Genomic DNA, 13,933 nt, shown 5'->3' with positions numbered 1-13,933 from the left:
TTCTCCCCTTTCGTTAGTGATGGCGTTTTTTGTACAACAGGTAAATGAAAAACGGCGCTCCCACGGCAGAGGTAAAGACGCCGACCGGGATGTCAAGCGGTGAAAAAGCAGTACGGCCGACGAGGTCCGCCAACAGTACGATCAAGGCTCCGACAAAAGCGGAAATCGACATGGCCCCTCCAAAAGAAGGACCTACCAATTGCTTGGCGATATGCGGAGCAAGCAGGGCGACAAAGCTGATCTCGCCGCCGACGGCGACGGCTGCACCAGTCAAACCTGTACAAATGAGAAGCAGGAAGAAACGGTCCCGTTCAACTTGACTTCCGACCCCTGTGGCAATGTCATCGCCCAACTGCTGAACGTTGACCCGTCTGACGAAGAAGGCGGCCAGCAGAAAGAGAACCATGATCCACGGCAGGATCATCAGTACGTCTCCCCAATCCACGCCATAAATGCTTCCCGTAAGCCAGAGAATCGCCTTGTTCTGCAAAAGGAACGGGCTGAAGGTGATCAACAAAGTGACTGCGGCGCCTGCAACAATCTTGATCCCCACGCCGATCAGCACCAGCCGCAGCGGGGTAACTCCCTGCTTCCAGGCCAAACCATACAGCAGAAAGGCCACCAATGTGGCCCCCAGGAATGCGGCGGCGGGCAGCCATTTGACGCTGACTGAATCGAATAACAGCAAAAACGCGACAGCGGTGATAGAAGCGCCGCCTGAAATGCCGAGAATGTCGGGGGCCGCCAATGGATTGCGCGCGATCCCCTGAAGAACAGAACCGGCGACAGCGAGGGCTGCCCCGACGAGAATGGCAATCAGGATGCGAGGCAGTCGGAACTCCCGAACGATGAGAGCGTCTTGTTCTGACCCCATTCCCAAAAAGACCTTCACCACGTCCAGGGGAGCGATGTGCATTTCGCCCATTCCCAGACTGACGACGGCGGCCGCAGCAGTCAGAAGAGCAAACAGGATGGCAAGCCAGACCGTCCGTTTATGCAGGTGAAACGAAAGCGTGCGATTGCGAAGAGGCAGGTATTGTTTCATGACGAGGCAAGCCCCTTTCGTGCCACATAGATGAAGAAGGGAACTCCGACAAATGCGGTCATGACCCCAATGGGAAGTTCCGCCGGCATGGCAATAAAACGGCCTCCGATATCGGCCGCCAGCAGAATCATCGCACCCAGCATGCCGCTGTAGAGGAATACCCAACGTGTGTCGATGCCCACCAGATAGCGGGCGAGATGAGGAGTGACAAGACCCACAAAGCCAATCGGGCCGGCCACTGCCACAGAGCTGCCGGAAAGAAGCACAATCACTGCGCCTGTCGCCAGTTTGACGAGCAGAGTGCGCTGTCCCAAGCCTTTTGCTACGTCATCGCCCATCATCAAGGTATGGATGGGCCGTGCCAGTACAAAAGCGGCAATCCAGGCAACGATCATGTAAGGCAGCACAGTGGTCAGGTATTCCAGCTTTCGTCCGCCGACAGAACCGGACAACCAAAAGAGCACCTCATCAAGGGCTTTGTCGTTGATGACGAGCAGTCCATGACGGGCAGAAGCAGACAGGGCGGTAATCGCCGCTCCAGCCAGGGTCAGCTTGACGGGGGTAAGGCCGTCCCTGCCGAATGATCCGAGCATGTATACAACGATTCCGCTGAAGCCGGCTCCGGCAAAAGCGATCCAGGTAAACTCCGTCAGAGAATTTATGGAAAAGAAGGTTACCGCACACACAATAAAGAATGCAGCTCCGGCGTTCAACCCAAACAATTCAACGTCAGCCACCGGGTTTCTTGTCAATGCCTGCAGCAGAGCTCCCGCCAGACCCAGACTGAATCCAACGGCCAACGCATTTAATACGCGGGGCACACGCACTTCTTTAATCACGATGTGCTCGTTCGTCCCATTGAAGTTGGTATAAGCGTCAATGGCTGTTTGCCAGCTGGTATCGACAACGCCAAAGATGAGACTGGAGTAGGACAAATAAAAAAGAAGCAATAGACCGACGAACAGTCCAAGAATCTTGAGAGAATGGTTGGACAAACGACTTTTCATGCAAATCCTTCTTCCCGACAATAGTAAACACGAGCAGTAATCTTCAGATTAAAGTTTAGTTTCTTTCGACCTATTCGTCAATGATTTTGAGAGTCATTATCATTTTCCTGTTGACTTCTCATGCTGGCGGTTGTAGGATAATTCATGTCGGTGATTTTAATTCTCATTTTCAATGACAGAAAGGGGATTTTCCAATTATGTTTTCACGTACATACCGACTGGTGCGAGGCAAATCTATCTTTGGCCTTATCATGGCAGTTCTTTTGATTCTCACCGGATGCGGTGGACAACAAGCCGAGCAAAAACCTGCTGAACAGCCGACTGCCGATGCTGGTAAACCATATGTAGTCAAGCATGCAATGGGTGAAACTGAAGTGAAGGGCACACCGCAAAAAGTGGTTGTTCTGACGAATGAAGGGACCGAAGCGGTTCTCGCTCTTGGCATCAAACCGGTTGGGGCCGTTCAATCCTGGACCGGCAATCCTTTTTACGATCACATTAAAGCAGAGATGGAAGGTGTTCAGGTACTGGGCATGGAAGACCAGCCGAACCTGGAAGCGATCGCAGCTCTGAAGCCGGATATCATTCTCGGAAACAAGATGCGTCACGAAAAAATCTACGAGCAGCTGTCCAAAATTGCACCTACAGTTTACTCCGAGACGCTGCGCGGCAAGTGGAAAGATAACTTCAAGCTGTACGCGGAAGCTTTGAACAAAAAGGCTGAGGGCGAAAAGGTGCTGGCCGACTGGGATAAACGCATCGCCGAATTCAAGGAAAAAGCGGGCGACAAACTGAGCACCAAAGTTTCCATTGTTCGCTTCATGCCTGGCCGTGTGCGCATTTATTACAAAGACACGTTCTCCGGTATCATTCTGCAGGAACTGGGCGTAGCTCGTCCGGAATCCCAAAACAAAGAAGAATTTGCGGCTGAAGTAACGAAAGAGCGCATTCCGGAGATGGACGGCGACATCCTGTTCTACTTCTCCTATGAAACAGGAAATGGAGAAGCGAGCAAATTGGAGCAAGAGTGGACGAACGACCCGCTTTGGAAAAACCTCAATGTCGTGAAAAACAACAAGGCGTACAAAGTGGATGACGTGATCTGGAACACCGCAGGCGGTGTAAAAGCAGCCAATCTGCTGCTGGATGATCTGAGCAAGTACATCATTGAAGGCAAATAAACAGTTGTAACAGGAAAAGCTGTCCTCACGAAGGGGACAGCTTTTTATGTCAAGAACGCAGCATTCCGTCTTCCGTAAACCAAAGCGGATAGCTGAGCATGGCCAGCATAATGGCGGTGATCGCCGCAGCCGAAGAAAATGAAAACATGATGATCACTTGAAAGCGAACCGCTTCAACCGGACTGGCGCCGGCGATAATCATGCCAGTCATGGCGCCTGGCAGTTGGACCAGGCCAATGGTTTTCATCGTATCAAATGTGGGGATCATGCTGGATTTGACGCATCTTTGCACGACCTGATGAATGGCTTGCTTGCGGGTAGCTCCCAGGCAAAGCAGCGTCTCAATCTCCCCGCGGGAAGTCTCCACCTCGCGGATCATGTGGGTGAGAAACAAGCCGGCGACGATCATGGAACTGCCGATGATCATGCCGCTGAGCGGGATGACGTACTGCGGTGTCCCTTCCACAATGTTCAGGCCTACGAGTACAGCCATGGTGAAGCCTTCGGTCGCAAAGAGGGTGATGGCGATCCGCCAAAAGACGCCTTTGATTCCTTTCCCCCGTTGGGTGGCATTCCATGACGCCACTCCGATCATGACGGCAATCATCAGCAAAATCAGCCCGGGTTGATTCCCGTGAAAGACAAACTGCAGCACGTACCCGATGAGGATCAGCTGGACAGCGGAGCGGACTGCGCTGATCATGATCTCTTTTTCCAGCTTCAGCCGCTGCCAAACAGAAAGCAGGACAGCGATAATGACAAAAATCAGGGCAAACCACATGGCCGAAGGCGACATCATTTTCCCTCCTTGCCGTTCAACGAGTCGCTGACAGAGTGGAGGAACTGTTTGGCTGCTTCCGTCGCGGGATTTGTGAAAAAGCTGGCGGCATCGGTATCTTCCAGTAGCCTGTGATCCGCCAGAAACCAGATCCGTTGGCCGAGATTTCTGGCTTGCTGCAGATCATGCGTCACCCAGATGAGAGTAGTTCCGTCAGCATAGTGGAGTTCGGACAGCATTCTTTCCACTGCCTGCTTGCTGACCGTGTCCAGGGAGGCGGTTACTTCGTCGAGCAGCAGCACTTCCGGACGCAGCAGCAGAGTGCGAATCAAGGCCAGACGCTGTTTTTGCCCGCCGGACAGTTGGGCAGCCGGTTTGGACCAGTCGATGTCGGCAAGTCCCAGTCGTTCCATCAAAGACAGCGCGTGCGCTTGATCAAACGGTTTGGCGTGCAGTCGGCTGACTGCGCGCAGGTTGTCTTCGACGCTGCCGGGCAGCATAATGGCATGCTGGGCCACATAGCTTACCTTGCTTCTCCATTGCTCCGGTTCCCACTTCGACGAGGGTATTCCATGCAAGCGGATGGTGCCGGTGTCCGGTTTGGTCAAGAGACCCAGAATCCGCAGCAGCGTACTTTTGCCCTGACCTGATTTTCCCAGGATATGAATGATGCTGGAGGTATCCACTTCAGCCGTTACCTGGGAAAATAGGGGAGCGGATTCCACCGTCTTGCTCAGCTGCTCGATTTGTAAAATAGGCGGCATGGTTCGTGGTCCTCCTTGCAAACGAGAAAAACACCGAAGCAAAACCTCGGTGTTTGGGTACAGGTTGTATGTAGTTACTTCTTCTCAGACAACCATTTTGCAACGGCTTGAACTTCCGGTTGCTTTTTCAAGAGACCTCCTGGCATGCCGCCTTTACCGTTTTTAATGATGTCGGCAATTGCCTTCTCATCGTATTTGCTGCCTACTTTGGTCAGGTTCGGACCGGCGATCCCTTCCAGGTTTTGTCCGTGACAGGAAGCGCAGTTTTGTTTGAAGATAGCGGCTGCATCGATATTGGCAGTAGGTGCGCCTGCTCCGCCTTTGGCTTCTTCACCGTGTTTTGGCGGGAAGAAAATAGATCCGACGAGTGCAAGAATGAATACGAGGAACAAGATACCAAACGAAGTAAAAAAGGCCTTCGCGGAGTCAATTACGTCATTTTGATTCATGTCTTTTTTGTTTGAACCAGCCATGTAACAAAGACCTCCTAATCTAATTAAACGGTACATGTGCAATTTTACGGCAAAATCTTGACAGTTGCAAGGAACCCGGCAAGACAGACAAAGAAAGTACACATTTTATAAGAAGTAGTATTGCCCAAAATTGCACAGGTTGCCGAGAGGCCTCGTCTGTGGTAGAGTGAAGATAATGGTTTTTTATTGTCTTGGCAATAAGTTTTGAGGTGAACGTACATGGTATTGGCTGCAAAAATTTTACTTGTCATCGCAAGTATTGGCTTAATTATTGTCGTGTTGCTGCAATCTGGAAAAAGTGCAGGCCTCTCCGGGGCAATCGGGGGCGGTGCTGAACAGCTGTTGGGAAAACAAAAAGCGAGAGGAATTGACGCTCTCCTTGGGAAACTGACCGTCGTGTTCGGTGTACTGTTTATGATTTCTACCATTCTGCTCGGATATGTCCTCCGAGCGGCAGCGTAAGACAATAGGTAGCAAAGGCAGCAAGGATATCTTGCTGCCTTTTTGTCTATGGGGATTGCAATTGCGAAGAATTGCGAATACTACATAGAAAGGGATCTTTTTCGGACACCACAGTCTTGTGCAAAGGAGGTTTGATTTCATGAAAGAACAAGACATACTTTCGTTCATGCGGGAACAGGCTTACCATCCGATGACCGTTGCGGAGCTGGAAGCAGCTTTTCAAATAAAGGACGCTGACGCATTCAAATCATTGGTGAAAACCCTGAATACCCTGGAGGATCGCGGCGAAATCATCCGCACCCGTGCCAACCGGTACGGTGTGCCGGAAAAAATGAATCTCGTGCGCGGCCGTCTGCAAAACCATCCAAAAGGGTTTGGGTTTGTCATTCCCGAAACACCGGGAGAAGCCGATATTTACGTTCATGCCAACGATATGAACGGTGCGATGCACGGGGATATTGTGCTGGCTCGGGTGGAGAAGGAAACAGGGGGCAACCGGCTGGAAGGTCGGATTATTCGCATCGTCGAACGCGGAATGAAAGAGATCGTCGGAACATTTAAGGACGAGACCTATTACGCCTTCGTCATTCCTGACGACAAACGGGTGGGGAAGGACATTTTCATTCCGAAAACGGCCTATAACGGGGCGGTTGACGGACATAAGGTCGTCGTCAAGATCGTCCGCTATCCGGAGGGCAGGGTCAATCCTGAAGGGGAAATCATCGAAATTCTTGGTCATAAAAACGACCCGGGCGTCGACATTTTGTCCATTATCCGTAAATTCGGGCTTCCGGAGGCTTTCCCCGCGGATGTGCTGGCAGAGGCGGATGCCGCCCCTGACGAAATCTCTGCGGAAGAGATCAAAGGGAGACGGGATCTGCGCGATCGAATGATGGTAACCATTGACGGAGTCGACGCGAAGGACCTGGACGACGCCGTTTCGCTGGAAAAGCTCCCGAACGGAAACTATCTGCTGGGCGTTCACATCGCCGACGTAAGCTATTATGTAAGGGAAAACTCCGCGCTCGACCAGGAAGCGTTCCGTCGCGGGACCAGCGTCTACCTGGTGGACCGTGTGATTCCGATGCTGCCGCACCGCCTGTCCAACGGCATTTGCAGTTTGAATCCACAGGTAGACCGCCTGACCGTCAGCTGTGACATGGAGTTGGACAAGGACGCCAACCTGGTCAAATACGACATCTTCCTCAGCGTGATCAAAACAAATGAACGGATGACCTACTCGGACGTGCGAAGCATCCTCAAAGACAACGACGAGGCGTTGATCGAGAAGTACAGCGAGCTCGTTCCCATGTTCCGCCTGATGGAGGAGCTGGCGCTCAAATTGCGGGCCAAGCGGATGCGGCGCGGGGCCATTGACTTCGACTTCCGCGAGGCGAAAATCTACGTCAACGAAGACGGAACCCCGACCGACATCGGCTTCCGGGAGCGTTCCATCGCCGAGCAGATCATTGAAGAATTCATGCTTGCCGCCAATGAGACGGTAGCTGAGCACTTCCACTGGATGAAACAGCCGTTTATCTACCGTGTTCACGAGGATCCCAACCAGGAAAAGCTGATGGCGTTTATGGAGTTTGTGACCAATTTTGGCTACAGCATACGCGGAAAGGGCAATTCCGTCCATCCCCGCGCGCTCCAGCAGCTGCTGGAGGAAGTGAAGGGGACACCGGAGGAAGTGATCATCAGCACGGTTATGCTTCGCTCCATGAAGCAGGCCCGCTACGACACCGAGAGTCTGGGGCACTTTGGTTTGGCCACCGACTTTTACACGCATTTTACCTCGCCGATTCGCCGTTACCCCGACCTGATCGTCCATCGTCTCATACGCGAATGGGTGGAGCGTGGAGAAATGTCGGAGGAGCGTGCCGGACACTGGCGGGAACACCTGCCGTTGATCGCCGAGCACTCGTCGCAGCGGGAGCGTGTGGCAGTGGATGCGGAACGGGAGACGGACGACCTGAAAAAGGCGGAGTACATGCTGGAGCGCATCGGCGAAGAGTTCGAGGGCGTCATTTCCGGCGTCACCTCGTTTGGTATCTTCGTGGAACTGCCCAACACCATTGAGGGGCTGGTACACGTCAGTTACCTCACGGATGACTATTACCATTTCCATCAAAAGATGTACGCGCTGGTCGGCGAGCGGACGGGCAAACAGTTCCGCATCGGCGATGTCGTGCAGGTGCGTGTCGCCAACGTCAACGTAGACGAGCGGGCCATCGACTTCGAGATTGTCGGGATGAAAAAGAGCAACCAGTACCGTCCCCGCGGAGAGCGAACGGCTAAAGTAATCGACGGTCGCGGGGGAAAACGCGGAGCCACTGCCAAACCGGAGCGCAGAAAAGAGAAGGAACATCCGGCTGCGCGCAGAAAGCGTGCCAGCGAGCGGAAAAACCGGATTGCGACTGCAGAGATCGGTGTCATCCCCATGGAAGAAGGCGGAGAAGAAAGCCCGAAACGGGAAAAAGCCTTTTGGGAAGATCTCGTCCACGCCAAGAAACACAAGAAGAAACAGGTGGTCAGCCAGGCCAAGAAGAAACGACGGTAGCATCTTGTCACACCGCACAATTTTTGCTAGACTAACTGGTACCAATCACGCAGGGAGGTGATCCCATGTCCAAGGCAAAGGCTGGCAACAAGACCGTGGCCCAAAACCGAAAAGCACGCCACGATTACCATATTGATGACGTCTTCGAGGCCGGCATCGCGCTGACCGGCACGGAGATCAAATCCATCCGTGCGGGTCGCGTACAGTTGAAAGACAGCTTTGCCCGTGTCGAGAACGGGGAAGTGCTGCTGCACAATGTGCACATCAGTCCCTACGATCAGGGCAACCGCTTCAACCATGAGCCGGAGCGGACGCGCAAGCTGCTGCTTCGCCGTCTGGAAATCCTCAAGCTTCGCGGTCTCACCCGGGAAAAGGGTTATTCACTCGTTCCGCTCAGCATTTACCTGAAGGGCGGTTGGGCCAAGGTCGAATTGGCTTTGGTGCGAGGCAAGAAAAATTACGACAAGCGCGAAGACCTGAAGAAGAAGGAAGCGGCACGGGACGTGGAACGTGCACTGCGCGAGCGGCAAAAAGTGTAGCTGCTGGCGGACGCTGGCAGGCCTGGCACAAATCTACGTTGAGTTTTGTGCAGCAAATGTGCTATATTGATAAGGCAATGAGTTGATTCAAGAAAAACAGTCTAGGTGTGGAAACGTTGCCTTCTTCGCCTAGACTTTTCTAATCTCCTTTTCATTATCATCCTGGGGGCGTTTTGGATTCGACGGGGATGGTAGAGCATAAGAAGCGAGCCGGGGGGCTGCGGACCTCGTCATCAACGCGGAAAGCCATAACTGGCAACAAACAACTTTCTCTCGCTGCCTAATAACCAGCGAGGCGCTACCACTCCATCGCCCGTGTGGCGTGACTAGCGCTCACTTCTAGCGGGATACGCCGGAGGTCTCCGCCTGGGGCCAAAGGAAGAAGATCAATCAGGCTAGGTAACGGGTCAGCGCGTCACTCCGCGAATCCGGTACCGAACTCCAAATGAGTGACTGCGCTCGGAGATGCTTATGTATCGCCGTTTTCGGACGGGGGTTCGAATCCCCCCGCCTCCACCATACATAAAATAAAAGCACCCTTGTGGTGCTTTTTATTTTATGTACGTGAGGGAGCAGGATTTGACCTCACAAGTCCGAACGGACGGGAGGTTCGTCCGTGAAGGAGCGAAGCGACTGAACGCATCGATATCATCCATAAAAGGCGAAGGAGCTGTGCGACTGAGCAATAAGATGAAGATATCGCTAATCCCCCCGCCTCCACCATACATAAAATAAAAGCACCCTTGTGGTGCTTTTTATTTTATGTACGTGAGGGAGCAGGATTTGACCTCACAAGTCCGAACGGATGGGAGGTTCGTTCGCGGAGGAGTGGAACGACGGAGCGCATGGGAACTTTCCGCTGAGAAGACAGCGGAGGCTAGGCGACGGAGGGAAAATGGAAAGTTCCCATTATATCCCCGCCTCCACCATACATATCCACAATTTTGAGTTTGAATATAACGTCTACGTGATCTTTGTAGACAATCACTTTTTCAACGTAACTGCTAATGAACTTCTTGATTTCCGTAATGTTTTTCTGAGTTACATAATCTTTGAACGTAGCGAACAGTTGTCGCAGGATATCCTCTGTGATGACTGTTTTTATTTTGTCGCAATTATTAAAATTTATTTTTATTAGAAATATTTCGTAAAATTCAATTAAATAAAAACATCAACTATATAACTTAAATGTGGTCAAGATAGCAAGAATAAATACGTTCACAGATTTGTCACAAATAATTTGCTCGTCGAATACACAACAGTCGAGCTGGTTTCAGTTAAAAACCAGTTCATTTGCAGCTCTCATATTATTCGTCAGTAGCGTGTACATAAAAAATGCTTCTCGTTGTTCCATGGAGATTTTATGCAGTTTATGTTTTAATGCCAATATGCTTAGAAATCCTTTCAGATATTTGCTTGATAGGCCCCGATAAACCGAACTTTCTTGAGCAAAATGGCGTAGGAATTCAGAAACCGGACTATTCCAATCTCGTTTCTCTACTGTCGTCAGTCCTTCCGGTGGGCCAAAGAACCATACATGTTTGGGAACAATGTTGTTCGGAAGCCCCGACTTGGGAACATTTGCAAGTATTTTTGATCTTTTTTGAACTTGATTCAAAAAAGATCGCCAAAGCTTTGAACGGTTACGCTTCATCCGGAATAGGTAGTTACCCAGTCGATCCTTGGCTACTAGAAGAAAGATTTGTTCATTATCCTTCCCTTCTTTTCTTGAACCGCGAATTAATTTGGCTCCTGCTTGACTAGTAAGCGCTACTTCTTCGACTTCAATGACCCCTTGCAATCGCTGTTGATAAAAATCAGTTGCGAGTTGCAAAAACTTTTTTCTCCAGCGGTAAAGGGTTACCTTACTCAGCCCTAATTTTTTTGACATTTGCCCTAAACTTGCTCCTTTAACCGTCATCTCCATAAATTCAAGCCATTTTTTCGGGTGGCGACTGCGGTGCATGAGAGATTGGGATAAATCATTCAAAGTTGCTCCACAATTTTTACATTTATAGCGGTTGCGCCCCCGATAGTGGGCATGAAAAGCAAATGTGTCCTTTCTTTTGCAGTTCCGGCACTGGAGGCCGCTATATTGGGCGTATGATTGATACTTCTTCCAATTTCTTTGAATATCGGCAAATAAATGCTGGTTCTCTGTCATCCTATTTTCTTCGTTAGATCCTCGCCGAGTCATATTTTTTACCTCCGCACACTAATCTTTCTTTAATTCTATCATGTAGAGATGAATAGGAACCACAATTAACTTAACTAATGAAAGGGGGAAATAATTGCCGAACTGTAGCAACGTGGATTTTTTTCATATTCACATTTACCATATTCGATAAGAAAAATCGGATGGGAGGATCATCTCCATGGACCATTCCATGTCACCTGCAATGCTGCGAGGCGTTCCCGAATTTCGTTATTTAAACGCAGACAATGTAGCTCGATATCGGGCTGTGATGCGTTATTTCTATCAGGAATACCAGCGGCTACGCTACTGGCTCCGGGTAGAAGAGGTACTCGAAGGAGTGAAACAGTGGGGGATACTGGAAGGATATACAGTTGAACAGTGCCAGGCAGATCTGGAGCAACTCAAAGAATGGCGCAATCTTGCGTCCAGACACGATGGCGGCCGTGCCCAAACTGTGGAAGAGTATATGAGAAAGAAGAGTCAGTATGTACTGACACCATATTCAATCGAAATCGAGCGGATGTTGGAAACGCTTGAAACCATCAAGGGGTACGGCGGGTCGTTGGAGACGACTTACCTTGATACGATTTCGGAGTGTCTGGTAGCTGTACGAGCAAGCGGCGGGCTGTTTCAGGAAGGGGAAGCATCGGTTTGCTGGGAAAAACTGTATCAGGCATTTAAAACCATGCATGAGAATGCCGCTGACTTCATCGCCAGCATGCATTCGATTCAAGCAGAACAGATGATGGCTACTGAAGCGTTTTTGTTGATGAAAGACAAACTGACCGACTATTTGCAGCATTTTATCAAAGGGCTGCAGAAAAAAGCCTATCAAATTGAAGGGCATCTGCAGAAAATCTCCCCTTCTGTGGCTGAAACGTTTATGGAGCAAGTCGTGGGTGACGAGATGCGAAAGCCCCGGTTGGAAGAAAGCTTTTCACGTGAAGAGATGGCCAATTCCTTACGACAAGGTTGGCAAAATCTGAGAAAATGGTTTTTGGGAGAAGGAAGCGAGCAGAGCGAGCTTGTATTACTGGAGCGGGCAACCAAAGAGACGATCGCGAAAGTGGTTCGTTGTGCATTGAGGCTGCAAGAGCGAAAACGGGCTGGAATCAGCCGGAAGAAAGAACTGGAGTATTTGGCACAGTGGTTTGACAGCCTGACTTCGTTGGATGACGCACACTGCCTTGCCGCGTATGCGTTTGGCCTGTTCCCCAGCAGGCATCTGCAAGGCGAGGACGAACGTACGACCGATCTTGCCGATATTTCCATGTGGAATGAAGTGCCCAAGATTCGGGGGGTTCGTTCACGTAGCCGGAAAAGGCTTTCGCGCTCGGAAACGGAACCGGTTAGACAATCGGAGAACAGAAAGAAGGCTGCAAGGGCCGTCATTGAGCGGCAGCTTCAGGAGGAGCGAGAGTTTGTCCACCGGATGGCTAGGAAGAAGCAGGTACGCATCTCTGAATTGGGTGTAGTCGATGCAAAGACGCGTTTGCGGTTATTGCATTGGATCGGCCGCTGTATGGGAAATGTCTCCCGTTCGTTTGTTACAGCGGAGGGAATCAAAGTGCGGTTGCAACTGGCGCAGTCCGGCGAGATGACAACGTTGCTGTGTGAAGACGGCAAACTGGACATGCCCGACTATACGCTATGGTTTGACGTGCCTTATAAGGAGGAGACGGTTCATGGGTAGAGGCGGTACTCGGTCGTGGGCTCTGCGTCGTATGCGGATGCAAGGCAGAGCAGGAGACGATGTGTGGCGGGAAAGACGCAAGGCATGCGCCCTTGCTCTGCTCAACCGACCGTGGATCACCAAGGAGGAGGATCCGGAGTTGTTTTACTGGATTCGCGACCAGTATCGTGAACTGAGGGACTGGTTTGCGGAATACGCCGGATTTCCCTTGATCCTGACCAGGGCCATGGCAAAATTGGACAAGGCTCCGTTGCGGGCATACCCGTGGATGGGCATCCAGGAATTTCGTGAGCCGAGGGATTATACCTTTTTTACCTACGGATTATGGTTTTTGGAAGGGAAAACGGAGTTGGACCAATTCCTGTTAAAAGACATGGTGGTACAAATCCGGGAACAGATGGTTGGAACGGGACTGCATGTCGATTGGGAACTCTATCACCACCGTTTGTCGATGGTGCGTGCATTAAAGAAGCTCAAACAGCTTGGGGTGCTAATCGCGGTGGATGGTGATGAGCAGGATTGGGCCCACAACGATGAAAACAATGTCCTCTACGAATGCACCCCGTATGTCCGATATGTGCTGCGTCACTTTCCAGAGGAGCTTACACGCTTCACTGAAATTCATGAACTCAATATCCAGATGGTCTATACGGACACAGCAGACGGAGAAATGAGAAGGCGTCGGCATCGTGTCTACAGGAGGCTTTTATTGGAGCCGGTTATCCTGGATCAGGATTGGGATCCGGACGATTTGTACTATGTCATTACCCAGCGCAGGTCGTTGATCGAGCAACTCCGTACCATGTTTGGCTGGGAAGGAAGCCGGTATCGGGAAGGATTATTGTTTTTTCATCCAGACTCCACCAGTGACGGAGATCTTTTTCCCACCATGTCGGCTATATCCGATTTGGTATTGCTGTTAGCGGGAGAATTGAGACGGCTGCTGCATGCTGAGTCGTCGCTTTGGTATGTGGAACAAAATGGGGAGATGGTGCTTGGCCGCACGGATTTGGAAAATCTGTTGCTTGTTTTGCGCCAACGCTACAAAGAATACTGGAGCAAGGAGCACCAGGAGATGACAGCGGCAGAATTGGCTGAAGCTTTGACCAGGCATATGAGTGAATGGGGATTGGGACGTTGGCAGGATGAAAACCGGTTCGCCATTTCCCCCGTGCTGGGCCGTTGGAATGGCAACTATCAAGCAGAAGATCTGGAATAAGGGGAGGGAGAT

General features: G+C 51.0%; 12 protein-coding genes and 1 other RNA gene. 7 read left to right on the top strand and 6 right to left on the bottom strand.

The features are described 5' to 3' along the window. Positions 1-13: 13 nt before the first annotated feature. Positions 14-1,045, bottom strand: coding sequence for a FecCD family ABC transporter permease (locus ACE99V_RS09875; RefSeq protein WP_400490910.1), 1,032 nt, complete (start codon positions 1,043-1,045; stop codon positions 14-16). Next, positions 1,042-2,052 carry a FecCD family ABC transporter permease gene (locus ACE99V_RS09870; RefSeq protein WP_400490909.1) on the bottom strand — a complete coding sequence of 337 codons (1,011 nt, stop codon included), beginning with the start codon at positions 2,050-2,052 and terminating at the stop codon, positions 1,042-1,044. The genes ACE99V_RS09875 and ACE99V_RS09870 overlap by 4 nt, the downstream gene beginning before the upstream one ends. A 197-nt stretch (positions 2,053-2,249) precedes the next feature. On the opposite strand from ACE99V_RS09870, the gene ACE99V_RS09865 reads away from it, so the two are divergent. After that, entirely contained in the window at positions 2,250-3,233 is a 984-nt protein-coding gene (locus tag ACE99V_RS09865) for an ABC transporter substrate-binding protein (protein WP_400490908.1), read from the top strand. Positions 3,234-3,282: 49 nt separating this feature from the next. On the opposite strand, the gene ACE99V_RS09860 is transcribed toward ACE99V_RS09865, so the two are convergent. The 3 genes from ACE99V_RS09860 to ACE99V_RS09850 form a co-directional block, all read right to left on the bottom strand. Then, entirely contained in the window at positions 3,283-4,029 is a 747-nt protein-coding gene (locus tag ACE99V_RS09860) for an ABC transporter permease (protein WP_400490931.1), read from the bottom strand. Continuing rightward, positions 4,029-4,775, bottom strand: a complete 747-nt coding sequence (locus tag ACE99V_RS09855) for an ABC transporter ATP-binding protein (protein ID WP_400490907.1) — start codon at positions 4,773-4,775, stop codon at positions 4,029-4,031. Before ACE99V_RS09855 ends, ACE99V_RS09860 begins: the two co-directional genes overlap by 1 nt. Before the next feature lie 74 nt (positions 4,776-4,849). Next, positions 4,850-5,248, bottom strand: a complete 399-nt coding sequence (locus ACE99V_RS09850) for a YqzM family protein (protein WP_400490906.1) — start codon at positions 5,246-5,248, stop codon at positions 4,850-4,852. Positions 5,249-5,467: 219 nt separating this feature from the next. Between ACE99V_RS09850 and secG the strand changes: the two genes are divergently transcribed. The 4 genes from secG (at position 5,468) to ssrA (ending at position 9,331) form a co-directional block, all read left to right on the top strand. After that, on the top strand, positions 5,468-5,710 hold the full coding sequence (gene secG / locus ACE99V_RS09845; protein WP_400490905.1) for a preprotein translocase subunit SecG: 243 nt from the start codon (positions 5,468-5,470) through the stop codon (positions 5,708-5,710). A gap of 139 nt (positions 5,711-5,849) precedes the next feature. Then, the gene (gene rnr, locus ACE99V_RS09840; RefSeq protein WP_400490904.1) at positions 5,850-8,273 is read left to right on the top strand and encodes a ribonuclease R; all 2,424 of its coding nucleotides are present in this window, start codon (positions 5,850-5,852) and stop codon (positions 8,271-8,273) included. Positions 8,274-8,338: 65 nt separating this feature from the next. Then, positions 8,339-8,812 carry an SsrA-binding protein SmpB gene (gene smpB, locus ACE99V_RS09835; RefSeq protein ID WP_400490903.1) on the top strand — a complete coding sequence of 158 codons (474 nt, stop codon included), beginning with the start codon at positions 8,339-8,341 and terminating at the stop codon, positions 8,810-8,812. Between the two features lie 164 nt (positions 8,813-8,976). Continuing rightward, positions 8,977-9,331: a transfer-messenger RNA gene (gene ssrA, locus ACE99V_RS09830) on the top strand. 754 nt (positions 9,332-10,085) lie between these two features. Here the strand turns inward: ssrA and ACE99V_RS09825 are convergent. Beyond that, on the bottom strand, positions 10,086-11,009 hold the full coding sequence (locus ACE99V_RS09825) for a hypothetical protein (protein ID WP_400490902.1): 924 nt from the start codon (positions 11,007-11,009) through the stop codon (positions 10,086-10,088). Positions 11,010-11,187: 178 nt separating this feature from the next. Between ACE99V_RS09825 and ACE99V_RS09820 the strand changes: the two genes are divergently transcribed. Continuing rightward, on the top strand, positions 11,188-12,702 hold the full coding sequence (locus ACE99V_RS09820; RefSeq protein ID WP_400490901.1) for a TIGR02677 family protein: 1,515 nt from the start codon (positions 11,188-11,190) through the stop codon (positions 12,700-12,702). Next, entirely contained in the window at positions 12,695-13,921 is a 1,227-nt protein-coding gene (locus tag ACE99V_RS09815; RefSeq protein WP_400490900.1) for a TIGR02678 family protein, read from the top strand. Before ACE99V_RS09820 ends, ACE99V_RS09815 begins: the two co-directional genes overlap by 8 nt. Positions 13,922-13,933: the final 12 nt, after the last annotated feature.

This window comes from Brevibacillus soli (genome assembly GCF_044759095.2).
In the GTDB taxonomy this organism is placed as follows: domain Bacteria; phylum Bacillota; class Bacilli; order Brevibacillales; family Brevibacillaceae; genus JBIYSM02.
This window is presented reverse-complemented; position numbering and strand designations above follow the sequence as displayed.